The sequence below is a fragment of the Rhizobium sp. 01T444 genome, from assembly GCF_056398305.1.
Map to the genome: position 1 here is coordinate 23,255 of NZ_JBFTPD010000027.1, position 17,537 is coordinate 40,791.

General features: G+C 62.2%; 14 protein-coding genes. 8 read left to right on the plus strand and 6 right to left on the minus strand.

Annotation, left to right across the window (positions count from 1 at the left end):
* Positions 1–11 precede the first annotated feature (11 nt).
* From AC1DTN_RS28220 to AC1DTN_RS28230, 3 genes are read right to left on the minus strand one after another with little or no spacing between them, the layout of a single operon-like run.
* Complete coding sequence (locus AC1DTN_RS28220) at positions 12–1,049, minus strand: ABC transporter substrate-binding protein (protein ID WP_477923574.1); 1,038 nt, start codon at positions 1,047–1,049, stop codon at positions 12–14.
* A gap of 13 nt (positions 1,050–1,062) precedes the next feature.
* Positions 1,063–2,241: an LLM class flavin-dependent oxidoreductase gene (locus AC1DTN_RS28225; RefSeq protein ID WP_310381301.1), complete on the minus strand. Its 1,179-nt coding sequence runs from the start codon at positions 2,239–2,241 to the stop codon at positions 1,063–1,065.
* A gap of 27 nt (positions 2,242–2,268) precedes the next feature.
* The gene (locus tag AC1DTN_RS28230) at positions 2,269–3,873 is read right to left on the minus strand and encodes an ABC transporter substrate-binding protein (RefSeq protein ID WP_439018415.1); all 1,605 of its coding nucleotides are present in this window, start codon (positions 3,871–3,873) and stop codon (positions 2,269–2,271) included.
* Between the two features lie 281 nt (positions 3,874–4,154).
* On the opposite strand from AC1DTN_RS28230, the gene AC1DTN_RS28235 reads away from it, so the two are divergent.
* The 7 genes from AC1DTN_RS28235 to AC1DTN_RS28265 all read left to right on the plus strand — a co-directional run bounded on the left by AC1DTN_RS28235 (position 4,155) and on the right by AC1DTN_RS28265 (position 11,991).
* The gene (locus tag AC1DTN_RS28235) at positions 4,155–5,144 is read left to right on the plus strand and encodes an ABC transporter permease (RefSeq protein ID WP_113320712.1); all 990 of its coding nucleotides are present in this window, start codon (positions 4,155–4,157) and stop codon (positions 5,142–5,144) included.
* Positions 5,141–6,145 carry an ABC transporter permease gene (locus AC1DTN_RS28240; RefSeq protein WP_477923576.1) on the plus strand — a complete coding sequence of 335 codons (1,005 nt, stop codon included), beginning with the start codon at positions 5,141–5,143 and terminating at the stop codon, positions 6,143–6,145. Before AC1DTN_RS28235 ends, AC1DTN_RS28240 begins: the two co-directional genes overlap by 4 nt.
* Positions 6,145–7,140: an ABC transporter ATP-binding protein gene (locus tag AC1DTN_RS28245; protein ID WP_477923578.1), complete on the plus strand. Its 996-nt coding sequence runs from the start codon at positions 6,145–6,147 to the stop codon at positions 7,138–7,140. The genes AC1DTN_RS28240 and AC1DTN_RS28245 overlap by 1 nt, the downstream gene beginning before the upstream one ends.
* Positions 7,118–8,053 carry an ABC transporter ATP-binding protein gene (locus tag AC1DTN_RS28250; RefSeq protein ID WP_442206523.1) on the plus strand — a complete coding sequence of 312 codons (936 nt, stop codon included), beginning with the start codon at positions 7,118–7,120 and terminating at the stop codon, positions 8,051–8,053. The genes AC1DTN_RS28245 and AC1DTN_RS28250 overlap by 23 nt, the downstream gene beginning before the upstream one ends.
* 12 nt (positions 8,054–8,065) lie before the next feature.
* Complete coding sequence (locus AC1DTN_RS28255; RefSeq protein ID WP_113320715.1) at positions 8,066–9,124, plus strand: aldo/keto reductase; 1,059 nt, start codon at positions 8,066–8,068, stop codon at positions 9,122–9,124.
* 72 nt (positions 9,125–9,196) lie between these two features.
* Positions 9,197–10,441 (plus strand): acyl-CoA dehydrogenase family protein, encoded by a 1,245-nt coding sequence (locus AC1DTN_RS28260; protein WP_442206524.1) that lies wholly within the window; start codon positions 9,197–9,199, stop codon positions 10,439–10,441.
* Between the two features lie 131 nt (positions 10,442–10,572).
* The gene (locus tag AC1DTN_RS28265) at positions 10,573–11,991 is read left to right on the plus strand and encodes an FAD/NAD(P)-binding protein (protein ID WP_477923580.1); all 1,419 of its coding nucleotides are present in this window, start codon (positions 10,573–10,575) and stop codon (positions 11,989–11,991) included.
* A 92-nt stretch (positions 11,992–12,083) separates the two neighbouring features.
* Here the strand turns inward: AC1DTN_RS28265 and AC1DTN_RS28270 are convergent, their stop codons facing one another.
* Positions 12,084–13,703 carry an ABC transporter substrate-binding protein gene (locus AC1DTN_RS28270; protein WP_113320717.1) on the minus strand — a complete coding sequence of 540 codons (1,620 nt, stop codon included), beginning with the start codon at positions 13,701–13,703 and terminating at the stop codon, positions 12,084–12,086.
* 14 nt (positions 13,704–13,717) lie between these two features.
* Entirely contained in the window at positions 13,718–15,325 is a 1,608-nt protein-coding gene (locus AC1DTN_RS28275; protein ID WP_113320718.1) for an ABC transporter substrate-binding protein, read from the minus strand.
* A gap of 299 nt (positions 15,326–15,624) precedes the next feature.
* Here AC1DTN_RS28275 and gcvA point away from each other — a divergent pair, with 299 nt between their 5' ends.
* Positions 15,625–16,635 carry a transcriptional regulator GcvA gene (gcvA, locus tag AC1DTN_RS28280; protein WP_113320719.1) on the plus strand — a complete coding sequence of 337 codons (1,011 nt, stop codon included), beginning with the start codon at positions 15,625–15,627 and terminating at the stop codon, positions 16,633–16,635.
* Between the two features lie 27 nt (positions 16,636–16,662).
* Here gcvA and AC1DTN_RS28285 read toward each other — a convergent pair whose 3' ends face one another.
* A complete protein-coding gene (locus tag AC1DTN_RS28285; RefSeq protein WP_113320720.1) occupies positions 16,663–17,514 on the minus strand; it encodes an NADPH-dependent oxidoreductase in 852 nt (283 codons plus the stop codon).
* Positions 17,515–17,537: the final 23 nt, after the last annotated feature.

Below are 17,537 nucleotides of genomic sequence, written 5' to 3' on the forward strand. Positions count from 1 at the left end.
CTTATCTCCTGTCAGGCGACAGCGCGGGCATCAAAGCCGTCGATATGACGGCGGTCGACCCAATCGGCGATATCGAAGTCGGCAGCGAGGAAACCAAAGTCGCGCAGGAAATCCTTGTAGTGGCCGACCGCTTCGACCAACCCGGGCTCCAGACCGAGGCCGAGATGGCGGTGGATCTCCGCCCCGTTTGCCGCCAGTACCTGCTCCTCGGTGGCGCCTGCCTCGCGCGCAACGAAGCGGCGGGTTTCGTCGGGATGGGCTTCGGCCCAGTCGGACGCCTTGTAGATCGCCTCCAGGAGCCGGTAGACGAGATCGGGTCGCTCGTCCGCAAGCAGTTCGTCCACAGTGAGGACGCGCGGCGAACCGGAATTGATGCGGATCTTCGGGTCAGGGTGAAAACCGAATTCAACGACCTGAACGGCACCGATCAGATTGGCGACGCTGATGCCGGCCGTTCCCTTCACATAGATCGCATCCACCTCAGCACGGAGGAGGGCTGCGATCTCCTCGCCATAGGCCTGACGACGCTTTAGACCGAATAGCGATGGTCCCTCCTGGGTGGCAAGCACGGAATCGGCAAGTGCGATGTCGATGATCTCCACATCGCCAAGCGCAAGACCTTCGAGTGAAAGGGCCGACTGCAGACCTTTCAAGGCCGTGGCGCGCATGAAGTCGACGATACCTTCCGGCCGGCGGGCAATGCCGAAACGACGCCCCTTCAGGTCCTTGGTGYGTTTGATCCCGGTCTGGGGCAGGGTGATGATCGCTTGAAACTCGTCGGTCCAGGTGATGCCGACGAGCCGGGTCTTGCGGCCTTCCGAGCGGGCGCGGATTGGCGGCACATTGCCGCCATGGCGGAAGGACCAGTCCAGCGTATGGTTGAAATGGCTCTGGCGGATGGCGCGGTCCGGCGAGTCGATGATCGATTTAAGTGTCACACCTTCCTTGCGGAAGCCTTCCTCCAGGTAGCCGAGTTGGGCGGCAAGGCCAACCGGTGTCGGCACCGGGCAGCGCGTGTACCAGATTTCGGAAATGGCATTGCTGGTCATGGTTGTCCCTTTCTCAGTGGCGCAGGCCGGCCTGCTTCATCAGCGGCAGCACGTCGCTGCCGAAGAATTCGAGGTCGTCACGGAAATCGAAGAAGCTGAGCTGCAGACCGTCGACGCCGGCTGCCTTCAATTTCAGAAACTGGTCGACCACGCTTTCAGGCGAGCCGATGACGCGGATATTGCCGCCGACGAAGCGGTAGGGATCCTGGGGATCGCGGCCTTTCCAGGCCTGGGCGTCGGAGTTTAGCGACGAAAACCCCTGCGGCGAGCGCTGGTCGCCATGGGCGACGATCCTGTCGGCAAGCTCCCAGGCCTCTTTTTCTGTCGGCCGGCAGATGACCATCGGATTGAGCAGCGTGCGCACCGTGCGTCCGACGTCCTTGGCCGCATCCTTGACCCTCTTGGTATGGGCGGGCAGCGACTGTAGCGCGCTGTCGATATCGGCCCCCGTCGGGCTGGTGATGAAGACGATGTCCGAATAGCGGGCCGCAAAGGCGATGCCGGCATCCGAACCCGTGGCATTGACGAGGATCGGTCGGCCGAAATTGGGCTTCGGCGTCACGAAGCCGCCGCCGAGTTTCCAGCTGCTTTCGCCCTCGAAGGAATAGTTCTCCGTGTCGCTCCAGAGGCGCTGCACGACCTCGAGGAATTCGGCCGCCAGCTCGTAACGCCTGTCATGTTCGATGCGCGGCCAGCCGAACATTTCGTGCTCGACCGCGCGGTGGCCGGTCACGACATTGATGCCCCAACGGCCGCCGGTGATGTGGTCGAGTGTGGCGCCGAATTTGGCAAGATGCAGCGGATGCCAGGGACCGTAGAGGACATGCATGGTGGAGATCAGCATGATTTTCTTCGTGAGCCCGGCAAGGGCTGCGGTTGATACGAAACTGTCGAGGGCCTGGCCGTTGAAGACGCCGCCATAGCCGCCCTTCGGCAGCCATTGCGACAGGGCGAAGACGAGATCGAAGCCGAGTTCCTCGGCCCTTAACGTGAGCGCCTTGTTGTAGTCGAAGCGCCAGTCGGTCGACCGCTCAAGGGTCGATTGCGTCCAGCCACCGGCCTGGATCGGCAGGAAAAGGCCGAGCAGTACCGGCTGTTTGAGCGCCTGCGAGAGCGGGCTTTCGGCAAAATCGGTGGGGGCGGAAAATTTCGGCAGGCCGACGATGGAGCCGGGAGGATGTTGGATGGACATGACGGATCTGTTTCTCTTTCTGCCTGCCTAGGCTGCCACCACATAGGCGTAGGCGAGGCTGCCCGAAACGCCTTCGCCACCGACCGTGTGGTCGGCGATGCGCTTGTTGTAGATGGTCAGCTCCGGCTGGCTGGCTATGTCGATCGCCGGTAGGTCCTCGACGAGAATTTGTTGGATCTCGCGCCACTGATCGACACGTTTTTTCGCATCGACCTCGATCGCCGCAGCCTCCAAAAGCGCATCGACCTTAGGATTGCTGTAGGCGGAGCCGTTGGAGAAGGGCACGCCCGGCTTGAAGTTCTTGCTCCAGTAGAGACGTTGGACGCCGACGGTCGGATCGAAGAGGTTGCTCATGCCCTCGAAGGCGAAATCGAAATCGCGGTCGGTATAGATGCGTTTGGTATAGGTGGCGAAGTCCTGGCTGCGGACGGTCGCATCGACACCGACCTTGGCGAGCGCCTGGCGGATATATTCCGAACCGCGCGGATAGGTTTCTCCGCTCGGCACATAGTCGAGATTGATGCGGATGCGCACGCCGTCGCTGCCACGCGGATAGCCGGCCTCGTCGAGCAGCTTTTCGGCGGCAGCAAGATCGATCGGATAGGTCTTCAGATCGCCATCATACCATTTGGCAAGATTGGGATTGATCGGACCGGGAATGGCCGCGCCATAGCCGTAGTTGATGGTGTTGAGGATCACCTTGCGGTCGATCACATGGGCGAAGGCCTGGCGGACGCGAATGTCCTTGAAGAAGGGACGTTCGAGGTTGAACTCGATGCGGCTGACGCCGTTCGCATACTGATAGCCGCGCTGCTCGAAGGCGATACCGGGGACCTCCTTCAGACGTTCAAGGTCGCTGAGAGGAACGGGCGTCGAGGGCGCAAGATCGATTTCGCCGGTTTCGATCGCGATGGAGCGCGCCGCTGCATCGGGAATGAAGCGGACGATGAGCTGGTCGAGATAGGGACGCGGTTGATCCCAGTATTCAGGATTGCGCTCATAGACGAGGTGGCTGCCGCGAACCCATTCCTTGAACTTGAAGGGGCCGGTGCCGATCGGTGCAAGGTTGGCCGGGTTTTCCGCGACCTTCGTTCCTTCATAGATATGGCGCGGAACGATCGGCGTCTCGGAGGAGGCAAGCGCAGTGATGAGGTAGGGAGCCGGCTTGGAGAGTTTCAGGATCGCAGTCAGCGGATCCGGCGTTTCGACGTCGACGAGGTTGAGGAACGTGTTGCGGCCACGCGGATGAACCTCCTTCAGCGTCTTGATCGAGAAAGCGACGTCGGCCGATGTGAAGGTCTGGCCGTCATGCCATTTTACGCTCTCGCGCAGGTGGAACGTGTAGGCCAGCCCATCCGGGCTCACCGACCATTCCTTGGCCAGGAGCGGCTGCGGGTTCAGCTCGAAATCATAGGTCAGAAGGCCTTCGATCACCTTCGGCGAGACGTAGACGGAATTGAAGGCAGTGTTAGCAATCGTCGTCAGCACCGGCGGCTCGGCCGACAGGAGCAGCGTCGCTGTGCCGCCACGCACAGGGGCCGCAAAGGCCGGCAGGCGTGTCGCCGACGCCACGGTGAGCGCAACGGAAGCAAGAAGGAAATTGCGGCGTGTCGGGGCAGGAAATGCTGGCATGGTCGGTCCCTCAATGATTGTGCGTGCCCGTTGCCAGGCGTCCTGGGTTCGCCTTTCCATACTTCGGCGCCGCAGTAGAGTTTTTTACCCAATTCCGGAGCTGCTTCGGTAGGAAATTCTTATGTAAATCTTAGTGACGTTAAATAATTTCAAAAGACTTCGATATTCGATCTCTTCTTGGAATTATTTACTAATATGGATTTGACAAAACCCACAGATTTAGTCAACTACTATCGCAACGCAGCACGATGAATTCTTCCGGCGACGCGAGGTGGAAATCCATGTCGGCACTCAAGCGGGTCGCCCGCACGATCAGAAAGACCGTCATTCAGGCCGTGCCGACCATGCTCGGCATCGTCATATTGAGTTTCTTCCTGCTCAAGCTCGCACCGGGCGATGCGGCCGACGTGATGGCGGCAGAATCCGGCTCGGCCACGGAGGAAACAATGGCGGCTCTGCGCCAGCGCTTCGGGCTCGACAACCCTCTCCTCGTGCAGCTCGCCAACTACCTGGACAACCTGGCGCATTTCAGCCTCGGTTTTTCACCGCGCTACGGAATGCCGGTTGCCGATCTAATCGGCCAGCGGCTGCCTGGAACACTGACGCTGATGCTGGCCGCGCTGCTGATCGCCATTGCCGTTGGTCTGCTGCTCGGCGCGTTGATGGCAAGCTTTTCCGGCAGGCTTGCCGACCGGGTGATCTCGGTCGTCTCGCTGCTGTTTTACTCAATCCCCGGCTTCTGGATCGGCCTGATGCTGATCCTGTTTTTCTCGGTCAAGCTCGGCTGGCTGCCGAGCGGCGGCGACAGCACGATCGGATCGCGGCTGACCGGGCTTCCGGCGCTCCTCGACCGGATCCGCTACATGGTGTTGCCGGCAACCTCGCTCTCCCTCTTCTATCTGGCAATCTATGCGCGACTGACACGCGCGGCGATGCTGGAGGTCAAGTCGCAGGATTTCGTCCGCACCGCCCGCGCCAAGGGCGTGTCGCCCTTCTTCCTGACCACGCGTCACGTGCTGCGCAATGCGCTGATCCCGATCACGACAATGGCCGGCATGCATTTCGGGGGCATGCTTGGCGGAGCCGTCGTGGTCGAGACCGTCTATAGTTGGCCGGGGCTCGGCCGGCTTGCCTTCGAAGCCGTGATGGCCCGCGATTTTTCCGTGCTGCTCGGCATCTTGCTCTTGTCCTCCTTCCTTGTGATCGTCGCCAACGCGGCCGTCGATCTGCTGCAGGCATGGATTGATCCCAGAATCGGAGCCAGCCGATGACCAGTCAGAAGCTTCATACCTATGCCGGCAGCGCAATCGATCTGGCCGAGCACGATAGCGACGCCTCGCGGCCGCTGCCCCAAAAACCCGCCGAGCCGAGCTGGACGCATATCCATGCGCCCGACGTGCGCGCCGCCGCCGTACCCGGTATTGCCTGGCGCGGTCTGCGGCGGGAGCTCAAGGTTTTTCTGTCCAATCCCACCGCATTGTTCGGCGTCCTGTTCCTGATCGCCACCGCACTCGCTGCCCTTCTTGCTCCCGTCTTTTATCCCGGCGATCCGATGGAGATGGTGGCGCGACCGTTCCTCTGGCCGGGCCAAAATCCGTCCTATCCGCTCGGTACGGATTCGATGGGACGCGATGTGCTCGCAGGCATCCTCCACGGGGCGCGCATTTCGCTTACGGTCGGTATCGCTGCGACCGCCCTCGGGCTTTCCGCCGGCATCACGATCGGCGCGATGGCGGGATATTTCGGCGGGATCGTCGATGATCTCCTGGTGAAATTCATCGAGATCTTCCAGACGATCCCGAGCTTCGTCTTGCTCGTCGTCCTGGTCGCCATCGCTCAGCCGACGACCTCGACCGTCACAATCGCGATTGCGATCGTCAGCTGGCCGACGGTGGCGCGCCTGACACGGGCCGAGTTCCGCGCCATCCGCGAGAAGGACTATGTGCTGGCCGCTCGAAGCCTCGGCTTCGGCCATGCACGCATCATCTTCCGCGAAATCCTGCCGAACGCCCTTCCGCCGCTGATCGTCACCTCCTCGGTTATGGTCGCAAGCGCCATCCTGATGGAATCGGCGCTGTCCTTCATGGGGCTTGGCGATCCCAATCGCGTCTCCTGGGGATCGATGATCGGTGCCGGCCGGGACGTGATCCGCACCGCTTGGTACCTGACGGCCCTGCCGGGTCTCGCGATCGTCTTTACCGTCCTCGCCCTCAATCTTCTGGGTGACGGTCTCAACGACGCGCTCAATCCGCGCTTTTCTGAGGAACGCTGATGAGCCATCTTCTCGAAGTCCGCGATCTCTTCGTCCGCTTTGCGACCGCAGAGCCGGTGAAGGGCGTAAGCTTCGACGCCAATCCCGGAGAGATGCTGGCGATCGTTGGTGAATCCGGCTCCGGAAAATCGCTGACAGCCCTTGCCCTAATGGGGCTCCTGCCACGGCACGCCCGGCCGGGTGGCGAAATCCTGTTTGACGGTCGCAGTCTGCTGACGCTGTCGGAACGGCAGCTGCGCCGGATTCGCGGGCGCGACATCGCGATGATCTTCCAGGAGCCGATGACCTCGCTCAATCCGGTCCTGTCGATCGGTGACCAGATCATCGAGGTGCTGCGGATCCATGAGGATCTGAGCCGCCGCCAGGCGCGTGCCCGGGCGATCGAGCTTCTGGACCTCGTCAGTATTCCGGAGCCGGCCAGACGCATCGATGACTATCCCCATCAGCTGTCGGGCGGCATGCGCCAGCGCGTGATGATCGCGATTGCCGTTGCCTGCAATCCGAAACTTCTGATCGCCGACGAGGCGACGACCGCGCTCGACGTGACGATCCAGGCGCAGGTCCTGCAGCTTCTGGATAATCTGCGCGCCAAGCTGAACATGGCCGTCATCCTGATCACGCACGATCTCGGCATCGTGGCGCAATGGGCTGATCGCGTCGTCGTCATGTATGCCGGCCGCAAGATCGAGGAGGGGCTGCCCGGTCCGGTCTTTGATACGCCCTATCACCCCTATACGCGCGGCCTCCTGGCTGCCTCGCCGCGGCTGACGGCTGATTATCATTATCGCGATGGGCCGCTTGCCGAAATTCCGGGCTCCATCGTCTCGGCCGCCGGCGAGAAGGGCTGCTCCTTCCGCCCGCGCTGTCCGGTCGCCCGTCCCGCCTGCGCCCAGGCGGTGCCGACGCTGTTTTCCATCTCGGCGGGCCGCGAAGTCGCCTGCCCCTATGTTTCAGTCCATGCGGAGGTCGCTCATGTCGCTCCTGTCGGTCGATAGGCTCTCCACCCATTATCCAGGCAGCGCCGGCACGGTGCGTGCCGTCGACGGCGTGTCACTGGAAATCGCGGAAGGCGAGACAGTTGCGCTCGTCGGCGAATCCGGTTGCGGCAAGTCGACGCTCGGCAAGTCGCTGACGCGTCTCGTCACGCCGTCTTCCGGGCAGGTCCGCTTTCGCGGCCGCGATGTTATGGCCATGTCGAACAAGGAGCTGCAGTCGATCCGCCGCAGCATCCAGATGATCTTCCAGGACCCCTTCGCTTCGCTCAATCCACGGCAGACCATCCGCACCATATTGACGGCGCCGCTTGCCGTGCATGGCATCGGCGATCGCAGGAAACGTGATGCGATCGCTGCGGGAATGGTCGAGCACGTCGGCCTGCCACGCGACAGCCTGGAGCGCTATCCGCACGAATTTTCCGGCGGCCAGCGCCAGCGCATCGGCATTGCCCGGGCGCTGATCCTGCAGCCCGAGCTCGTCATCTGCGATGAACCGGTCTCGGCACTTGACCTGTCGATCCAGGCCCAGATCCTCAACCTGCTGGTCGAGATGAAGACGGAGCTGTCGCTTTCCTATCTTTTCATCTCGCATGATCTATCCGTCGTTCGTTATTTCGCCGACCGTGTGCTCGTCATGTATCTCGGGCGTATAGTCGAAAGCGCCTCGACCGCCGACCTCTGGAACGGTGCCAAACATCCCTATACGCAGGCCCTGCTTGCCGCCGTGCCCGACCCGTCGCGGCGCAAGCAGGCCGCCCCGATCACCGGCGACCTGCCAAGTCCGCACAATCCACCTTCCGGCTGTCGCTTCAACACGCGCTGTCCGCTTGCCACCGATATTTGCCGGGCCGAGGATCCGGCATTCCGCCAGTTCGGCGCCGGCCATGCCGTCGCCTGTCACCACGCTCAATGAATGGAGAATGAAATGGTCGATTATCGCTACCTCGGGCGCAGCGCGCTCAAAGTGTCACCGCTCAGCCTTGGAACCATGATGTTCGGCGGGCCGACGCCCGATGAGGTCGCCTTCCGCATCATCGACAGGGCCCGCGAGCAGGGGATCAACTTCATCGACACGGCCGACGTCTATCACGACGGCAAGTCGGAAGAGGTCGTGGGCCGTGGCATCAAGTCAAGCCGCGACCATTGGGTATTGGCGACCAAGTTCGTCAACTCGCACACCAAGGGCCCGAACCTTGGCGGCCACTCGCGCAAATGGGTGATCGAGACGGTGGAGAATTCGCTGCGCCGGCTGAACACCGACTATATCGACATCCTCTATTTCCACCGCGCCGTCTTCGACGCGCCGCTCGAAGAGCCGGTGCGCGCCATTGCTGACCTTATCCGCGCGGGCAAGCTTCGCTATTTCGGGGTCTCGAATTTCCGCGGCTGGCGCATCGCCGAGATCGCTCATCTTGCCGATCAGCTCGGCATCGATCGGCCGGTCGCAAGCCAGCCACTCTACAACATCGTCAACCGCACGGCCGAAGCCGAACAGTTGCCGGCCGCCCACTACTACGGCCTCGGCGTTGTCTCCTATTCGCCGCTCGCCCGCGGCGTGCTGACCGGCAAATACGAGCCGGGCAAGGAGCCGGGTGCCGATACGCGTGCAGGGCGTGGCGACAAGCGCATCCTCGAAACCGAATGGCGTCCGGAATCGATTGCGATCGCCAAGGAGATCGCTGCCCATGCCAACCGCAAGGGCATTACGCCGACCGAGTTCGCGCTCGCCTGGGTGCTGAACAACAAGCTGATCTCGGCCGCCATCACCGGTCCGCGCACCGAAGAGCATTGGGACAGCTATATCCGCGCGCTCGACGTCAAGCTCGATGCCGAGGACGAGGCCCTGGTCGACAGGCTGGTGACGGCCGGTCATCCGTCGACGCCGGGCTTCAACGATCCAAGCCATCCGGTCGAAGGGCGCGTTCCGCGCGTCAGCGAAGGTGGGACCGACAATGTCGTGTCGCTGACGCGCGCCGTCGCCTGAGGCCGTCAGGGAGGATCCGCTCTCGTGTGGATCCTCCCCATTCTTCAAAAATCCGCCGTTGAAAGCTTGACCATGGCCACTCCGACCTCTTCCGTGCTGTTATCTGCAGGTGGATCTGCGCCCGATTCCGATCTTGCCGCCCTGCTTTCGACGGTACCGGCGCTCGCAGCCGAAATCGGCAAGGAAGCGGCACGGCGCGATCTCGATCGCGAGCTTCCGTTTGAGGCTTTCCGCCTGTTCAAGGAGGCCGGTCTCGGAGCGCTGCGCATCCCCGTCTCGCTCGGCGGGCCTGGCGGCAGTGTCCTCGACTATATCGAAACGATCATGGCGATCGGTGCGGCCGATTCCAATGTGGCGCATGCGCTTCGCAGCCACTTCAATTTCACCGAGAGCCTCATTCTCAATCCGAATACAGCGCTCGATCGCACACAGCTTGCCAGAGTGCTTGCCGGCAAGCTGTTCGGCGGCGCTCATACGGAACAGGGCACCAAGCGGCCCGGCGAGGTGACGACCAGGCTTTCAAAATCCGGCGACAGCTATCGCCTCAACGGCCGCAAATGGTATGCGACGGGCACTGCCTTTTCCGATTTCGCTTCCTTCAGCGCGAAAAATGACGAGGACCAGCTCGTCAGCGTTCTCTTGCCGGTCGACCGCAAAGGCATCACCATTCTCGATGATTGGGACGGCATGGGCCAACGGCTGACCGCAAGCGGCGGCGTGCTGCTCGAGGACGTGGAGGTGCTGGCCCATGAGATTTCCACGCGCGGCCTCAATTCGCTTGTCGGGCGTCATACATCGACCCTGCGCCAGCTCCACCTTGCCGCTTCCATGGCAGGTGCGGTGCGCGGCGCAGTGGCCGAGGGTACCGATTACGTGCGCAGACAGGCACGTTCGGCTGCCCATAGCGCGGCCGAGACGGCCAATGCCGACCCCTTTGTCCAGAAAATTCTGGGTGAGATCGCCAGCGGCTCGTTTGCTGTCGATACGCTGATCCGCGAGGCGGCCCGCGCGCTTGACCGTTCCGTCGCGGCGTTCGGAGCAGGCGATCCGGAACGACTGGAAGCGGCTCTTGTCGAAAGCGCCCTGACGACGGCGCGCACGCAGATCGTCGCCTCTCAGATCGCGCTTTCTGCCGCAACCAACGTCTTCGAGCTCGGCGGTGGCTCGGCTACATCGAGGCATCTCAACCTTGACCGCCACTGGCGCAATATCCGCACTGTGCTCAACCATAATCCGCTTTTGCACAAGGCGCGTGTGGTCGGCGATTTCTACATCAACGGAACGACGACGCATCTGGAGGAAGGCAAGGTCTTCTAAAGCCCAGCCGGTCGCGTCGCTTCCATCTATCACCCGGGGTCATCCGGATCTCCGGCCGCCGCGTCGGCAGGAGATCTTTGCGCCTTTCTTGCTGTCGTCCCCCGGATCTGCGTGACGGGGAGGGAGGTCTCATGCATTTCGATCCAAAGCCAGGCCATTCCGTCATCATTATCGGCGGCGGGTTTGCCGGCGCGCTAACCGCGCTCAAACTGCTCGACCAGACCACGGTCGCGCTGTCGATCACCATCATCGAGYCGCGTGCCGAGCTCGGGCGCGGCGTTGCCTATAGCACCAGCGATCCCGCCCATCTCGTCAACGGACCGGCTGAGATCTTCTCGCTCTATCCCGAAGACATGGGGCACCTGGCCCGCTGGCTTACCGAACACGGCCCCGCCAACGGCTGGCAGCCGCCCGCAGACGTTGCCGCAAGCAGCCCGCCGCGCCATCTTTACGGGACCTATGTGCGCTACGAACTGAAGCGCGCGGTTGCACAGGCACGTTCCGGATCGAGCCTGCAGCATGTCCGTTCGTCGGCGGCACATCTGTCATCATCGCCACACCGGGTCCGTGTTGCGACCACGGACGGCACTGTCTTGGAAGCGGACGAGGCCGTCCTGGCGCTCGGGGTATTCCAGCCCGATCTGCGCCCTGCCGAGGCAGCTGTGGCGGGACATCCGCGCTTTGCCGAAAATCCCTGGAACACGGCAGCGCTCGACCGGTTGCGCGACAGTTCCGATATCCTCATCATCGGTGCCAGTCTCTCCATGGTTGATGCGATCGCGAGCATGGAGGCGAGGGGGTTTCGTGGACGCTACCGGGTGATTTCGCGGCGGGGCCAGTTCGTCGAGGGTCGCAGGAATGCCGAGCCGGCCCGCGACTTTCTCGCCGAGGGACCCTTTCCTGCGACGGCGCGCGGCCTGCTTGCGCGCGTCAAGGCGGAACGGCGCCGGCTTGCCGCCGCTGGTGGGGACTGGCAGGGGCTGCCGCTTGCCATTCGCCCCTACATCCTGCCGCTCTGGCAGAATGCAGAGGATCGGGAAAGACTGCGCTTTGCCCGTCATCTGAGGGCCTTCTGGGACGTGACGGCACATCGATCCGCGCCGGAAAGCCACCGCAGCGTCGAAGAAGCGCGGTCGCAGGGACGGCTCGTCGCAGAGACGGCCCGCCTGCTGGCGCTAAGGCCTGATGAGAACGGTATTGCAGCAATCCTGAAGACGGCGGGCGGCCTCGAGGATACCGTGTTCGGCGGTGTGATCGATTGCCGTGGACATCAGTTGCACGACTGGCGGCAAATCTCTGATCCGTTTGTTCGCCAGCTTCTTTCAAGCGGCGAGGTGCGCCCGCATTCGACCGGCTTCGGCATCGACGCCACCCCTGAAGGCGACCTCATCAATGAGGAAGGGTGCGTTCACCGCAACTTGAGCGCCATCGGCCATCCGTTGCGCGGTGTCGCCTGGGAATCGAGCTCGATCACCGAGCAGCGCACGCAGGCGATCGCGCTTGCCGACCGCATCCTCGCGAAATTCACGCCGGCCCGCGCCGCCTCTTAAGCAAACATTTATTCGACAGATCGGAAAGCGATCGGGGGCGCATCTGGCGATGCGCCCCCGATCCGTGAAGGCTGGTCGTGACCCCCGAACCGTCAGCCTTCGCCGTCCTTGATATAGACCTCGGCGAAATTGGCCTGGACGCCTTCGGCGCCGATCGTGTGGTTCTTCACCCGCTTGTTGAAGACCGTGACATTTTCCAGCGCGATCAGATTGACCACCGGAACCTCGTCGGCGATGATCCTCTGGAAATCGTTGAATTCTTGTCTTCGCTTGTGCTCGTCGATTTCGATTGATGCTGCCTCCAGCAGCCGGTCGACCTCCGGGTTGGCGTAATGCGCCGCATTGGAAAAAGGCAGGCCGAGCTTGAAGTTCTTCGACCAGTAGATGCGCTGGACGCCGAGCGTCGGATCGAACTGGTTGCCGAGATATTCGGCCGTGACGTCGAAGACGCGTTCGGTATAGACCTTCTGGATGTAGGTCGAGAAATCGTAGGAATCGATCGTCGCGGCAATGCCGATACGGGTGAGATTCTGTTTCAGATATTCGATGACCCGCTTGAAGCCTTCATTGTAGGAATTGTGGGTGAGCCTGAGGGCAAAGCGCGTGCCGTCGGCGCCGCGCTTGTAGCCGGCCTCGTCGAGAAGCTGTTCGGCTGCCGCAAGATCGTAGGCGTAGGGCTTGATCGAGCCGTCGTGGTAGCGTGACAGGAAGGTACTGATCGGTGTCGGCGAAATATGGCCGTAACCGTACCAGACTGTGTTGAGGATGACGTCGAGATCGATCGCGTGGGCGATGGCGCGGCGAACTCTAACATCCTTCAGATATTCGTTGTCGAGATTGAAGATGAGCTGGGTCTGATCGCCCTTGGTTTCGTAACCGCGGGAATCGACGCTGATATTCGGCAGCGCCTTGATGCGCTCGAGATCGCTGAGCGGGATCGGATTGTCGCCGCCGATATCGAATTCACCGGTCTCGAATCCTGCTGCTCGTGCCGCTCCATCGGGCACGAAGCGGATGACGATCTGGTCGAGATAGGGTTTGCCTGCATCCCAGTAGTCGGCATTACGCTCCAGGATGATATGCGAGCCGCGCGTCCATCCCTTGAAGACGAAAGGGCCGGTGCCGATCGGTGCGCTGCCGTTCTTGTTGAGCGGCACGTCGGCGATCGCGACATTGTCGTAGATATGCTTCGGCACGATCGGCGATTCCGCCGCATAGAGAGCGCTGAGCAGGTAGGGTGCGGGCTTCGACAGGCGGATGACCGCTGTCAGCGGATCAGGTGTCTCGACCCTGACGACATTGGCGAAGGTGCCGCGCCCGCGCGGATGGACCTGCTTTAAGAGTTCGATCGAATAGGCGACGTCATCGGCGGTGAAGGGTTTGCCATCATGCCATTTGACATCAGGTCGCAACCTGAACGTGTAGCTCAGGCCATCGTCCGATATCGACCATTCGGTCGCAAGCTGCGGTTTCGGGGTCAGGTCGAAATCATAGGTCAACAGCCCCTCGGTGATCTTCGGACTGACCTTCTGTGTGCCGCCGGCGGTGTGCGCCAGCGCCAGGATTGTCGGCGGTTCTGGTACGACAATGAAGTTCAGCGTTCCGCCCGGCTTCGGCTTGTCTTCTGCGGCCTTGAGGCCGAACGAGGGCACGAGCGTGCTGGCGGTGGATAAAAGCAGCAGCTGGTTGAAAGTGCGGCGATTGATGCTCATGAGGATCGTCCCTGTCAGGCGTTCTTGAGGAGATAGGCGGAGGAGAGGCTGCCCGAGAGACCGTCGGCAACCACCGTATGGTCCTGGACCATCTTGTTGAAGATCGTCAGCTGCCGGAAGGAGACGAGCGTGATATCGGGCAGATCGCGGGCGATGATCACCTGCATGCGGTTGAAGAGTTCGACGCGTTTGGCCCTGTCGTTCTCGACCGCAGCCTGTTCGAAGATCGCGTCGATTTCCGGATTGTTGTAGCCCGAGCCGTTCGAGAAGGGCACGCCCTTCTTGAAGTTCTTCGACCAGTAGAGACGCTGCACGCCGATGGTCGGATCGAACGTATTGCCCATGCCGTTGGTGACGAAGGCGAAATCGCGGTCGGTGTAGACGCGCTTCAGCCAGGTCGGCACATCCTGTCCGCGCAGCGTCACCTTGACGCCGATCTTGGACAGCGCATCGCGCAAATAGTCACCGATACGAGTATAGGTGTCGCCATAGGGCATCACATCGTGCGGCACCTCGAAGCGCACACCGTCTGGCCCGCGCGGGAAGCCTGCTTCGTCGAGAAGCTGTTCGGCCTTTGCCGGATCATGGGCATAGACCGGGACGTCAGGATTATAGAAAGCCTTGAGGAAGGGGCTGATCGGGCTCGGCGCTGCGACCGCATAGCCGTAGAAGGCGATATTGGCGACAGTCTGCCGGTCGATCGCATGGGCCACGGCCTGGCGGACCTTGTCATGCTTGAAATACTCGTTCTGCAGGTTGAACTCGATGCGGTAGACAGTCGGCGAATAATCGTTGCCGCGATCGTCGACGGCAAGCGTGGGCGAGGCTTTCAGCCGGTCGATTTCGCTCAGCGACACCGGCGTATCGGGAGCAATATCGACTTCGCCGGTCTCAAGTGCTGCAAGTCTGGCGCTGGCATCGGGAATGAACTTGACGACGATGCGGTCGAGATAGGGCTTGCCCTGGTCCCAATAGTCGGGATTGCGATCCAGGATCACATGGCTGCCGACCGCCCATTCACGGAAGATGAAAGGACCGGTGCCGATCGGGGCGCGGCCATTTGCGTGTCCGGCAAGATCGGTGGCGCCCTCGTAGACATGTTTGGGCACAATCGGGGATTCGCTCGCCTGCAAGGCGCCGATCAGATAGGGCGCCGGCTTCGACAGGCGGATGATGGCGGTATGGGCATCCGGTGTCGCGACCTCCTTGACGCTGGAGAAGGTGGCCCGGCCACGCGGATGCACCTCCTTGAGTGCCAGGATCGAGAAGGCGACATCCTCGGCGGTAAAGGGTTTGCCGTCATGCCATTTGACGCCTTGCCTGAGTTCGAAACGGTATTCCAGCCCGTCGTCGCTGACGTACCAGGCGGTCGCAAGCTGCGGGATCGGCTTGAAGTCCAGCCCGTAAGCCAACAATCCTTCGGTGACCTTGCCGGAGATGCGGGTGGTCGGGCCTGCCGTATGCGCAAGGGTGACGAGTGTGGGTGGCTCCGGCTGGACGAGCAGATTGAGCGTACCGCCGGCGACAGGCTCCGCCGCCTCGGCAAAGCGGCCGATGGGCACCACGGCGCTGAGCGCCGTGAACGCGAAGAGCTGATTGAGCTGACGTCTATTGATATCCATAACGACCCCCTGTGTCCGTTTCGGCCTGCCGAGGCCCACGCCTTGGTGAGCGCGCATGATCGGTCCGGGGAGGGGAAATCGAGAAGAATGTTTTTCTAACAGCGCCCGAAAGCAAAGCTTCGCGCAAATCGGCAGGCGTGCCGTGGCCGTAATAATCTAGTCGTTTAGTAGACAATTTTCCGATTTTAGTTTTTGCTTCTCCGGCAAGGGTGATCACGCGCAAGGAAATGTTTCCGGCCTCGCTATCGGCGCAAAGTGGGTTCTCGTCTTGTCTGGTCGGTTTGTGGTGCAATCAGCTCATGAACACGCTCGCGCCCCACCGCAGGAAGACCATCAATCCGACGCTTGCCCGTCTGCCGCCGCTGACGTCGCTGCGCGCCTTCGTCGCGACGGCGCGTCATCTCAATTTCATCCGTGCCGCCGAAGAGCTGCACGTCACCTCGGCTGCCGTCGGCCAGCAGATCAGGCTCCTGGAAAACTACCTTGGCCAGCCGCTGTTCAACCGGGTGCGCGGCCAGCTGCAGCTGACACCAGCAGGCCACGCCCTAATGCCGGGTCTGACCGATGCCTTCGACGCCGTTCTTTCGGCCATGACGCAGTTTGCGACGAGCGATCACGAGCAGCCGATCCGGGTGTCCGTCGCACCGTCCTTCGCCAGCAAATGGCTGATCCCGCGGCTCGATGCGCTTCGCCGCGCAGCCCCCGGCCTGCAGGTCCTGGTCGAAGCCTCGACCGATTTGACGGACCTCGACGCGAGCGACGCCGACTGCGTGATCCGCTTCGGCAGCGGCGCCTATCCCGGCCTCGCGGTCGATCATCTCTTCTCAGAGGCGGTCGTGCCAGTCTGCAGTCCGCAATTTGCCGACCACCACGGATTGTGGGAGCGACCGGAGGCGATCGAAGACGTGCCGCTTCTTCATGAAGAAGGGGCTGAGCATGACCATGCCTGCCCGGACTGGCATGCTTGGCTGCGCGCCGAGGGACTTTCCTATCGCCCGTCGCGCGGCGGCTTCCGATTGAACCAGTCCTCGCTGGTGCTCGACGCGGCTGTCGCCGGCCAGGGGCTCGGTCTCGGCAAGATCCGGCTCGCGGAAGCCGAGATCCGCAGTGGCCGGCTCGTCTGCCCCCTCGGCAGTCCGCAGGCGGTCGGCTATTCCTATTTTTTCGTCACATCCACCCACAAGGCGCGGCTGATGCGGGTCGATCTCTTCCGCAACTGGCTGCTTGCCGAGGCGCGCGCCGCGCAGACGATTGAGGTCGCCTCCTCCCGTAGCCCTCGATCCGATTTCGATATGATCGCCGCCGAGTGAGATCGTGCAGAGGCAGGCCGGGACGGCCTATTTCAGCCGGAACCCCAGTTTGCGCGCCACCTCGCCAAGTACATGGCGGCCCCTGAGCGCCTCGACCGTGCCGATGCGATTGCGAACCTGATCGGTCCAGTCGATCAGAGGCATGGTCTGTTCGGTCTGGAAGGTTCTGAGAATATAATTGTAACCGGCGAGATCATCGGCCGGTGCGCCATCTCGATAGCGCTCGCGGTGCAGGACGCTTGTCTGCGGCAGGCGTGGCTTGACGCCGGCGGGCACCGCCGGATCGGGATAACCGACCGTCAGGCCAAAAACGGGAAAGACACCATCGGGCAGGGCGAGTTCGCGGGCGACCGTTTCCGGATCGTTGCGGATCGCACCGATATAGCAGGTGCCGAGGCCAAGAGATTCCAGGGCGACGACGGCGTTCTGGGCGGCGAGTGCCGCGTCGATCACGCCAAGAAGAAAGCTTTCCACGTAGTCAAGACCTTCGCCCGTCGCGCCGCGCTCGGTTGCAATCTTGCGCGGTCGGGCAAGATCGGCGAGCCAGACGAGCAGAAGCGGGGCCTGGGCGATCTGGCGCTGATTGCCGGCAACCGCATTCAAACGTCCGCGACGTTCGACGTCTTCAACGGCAACCACGCTCCAGGCCTGCAGGTTCGAGGAACTCGGTGCCGACTGGGCGGCGGCAACGGCAAGCTCGATTGCCTCCGCCGGTACCGGGTCCTGCAGATAGTGACGCACGCTCCGATGTGAGAGGATCGTCTCGATGGTTTCGGTCCAATCGCCCGAAAGCTGCTGCTTATTGCGGTAACGCTCGCCGGCAAGCGCCTTCAGCCTGTCGTTGCCGACGTTTCTTTCTGCTGCTGTTGATGGCGTCATATCGATTTCCCCTGTCTGCTGTC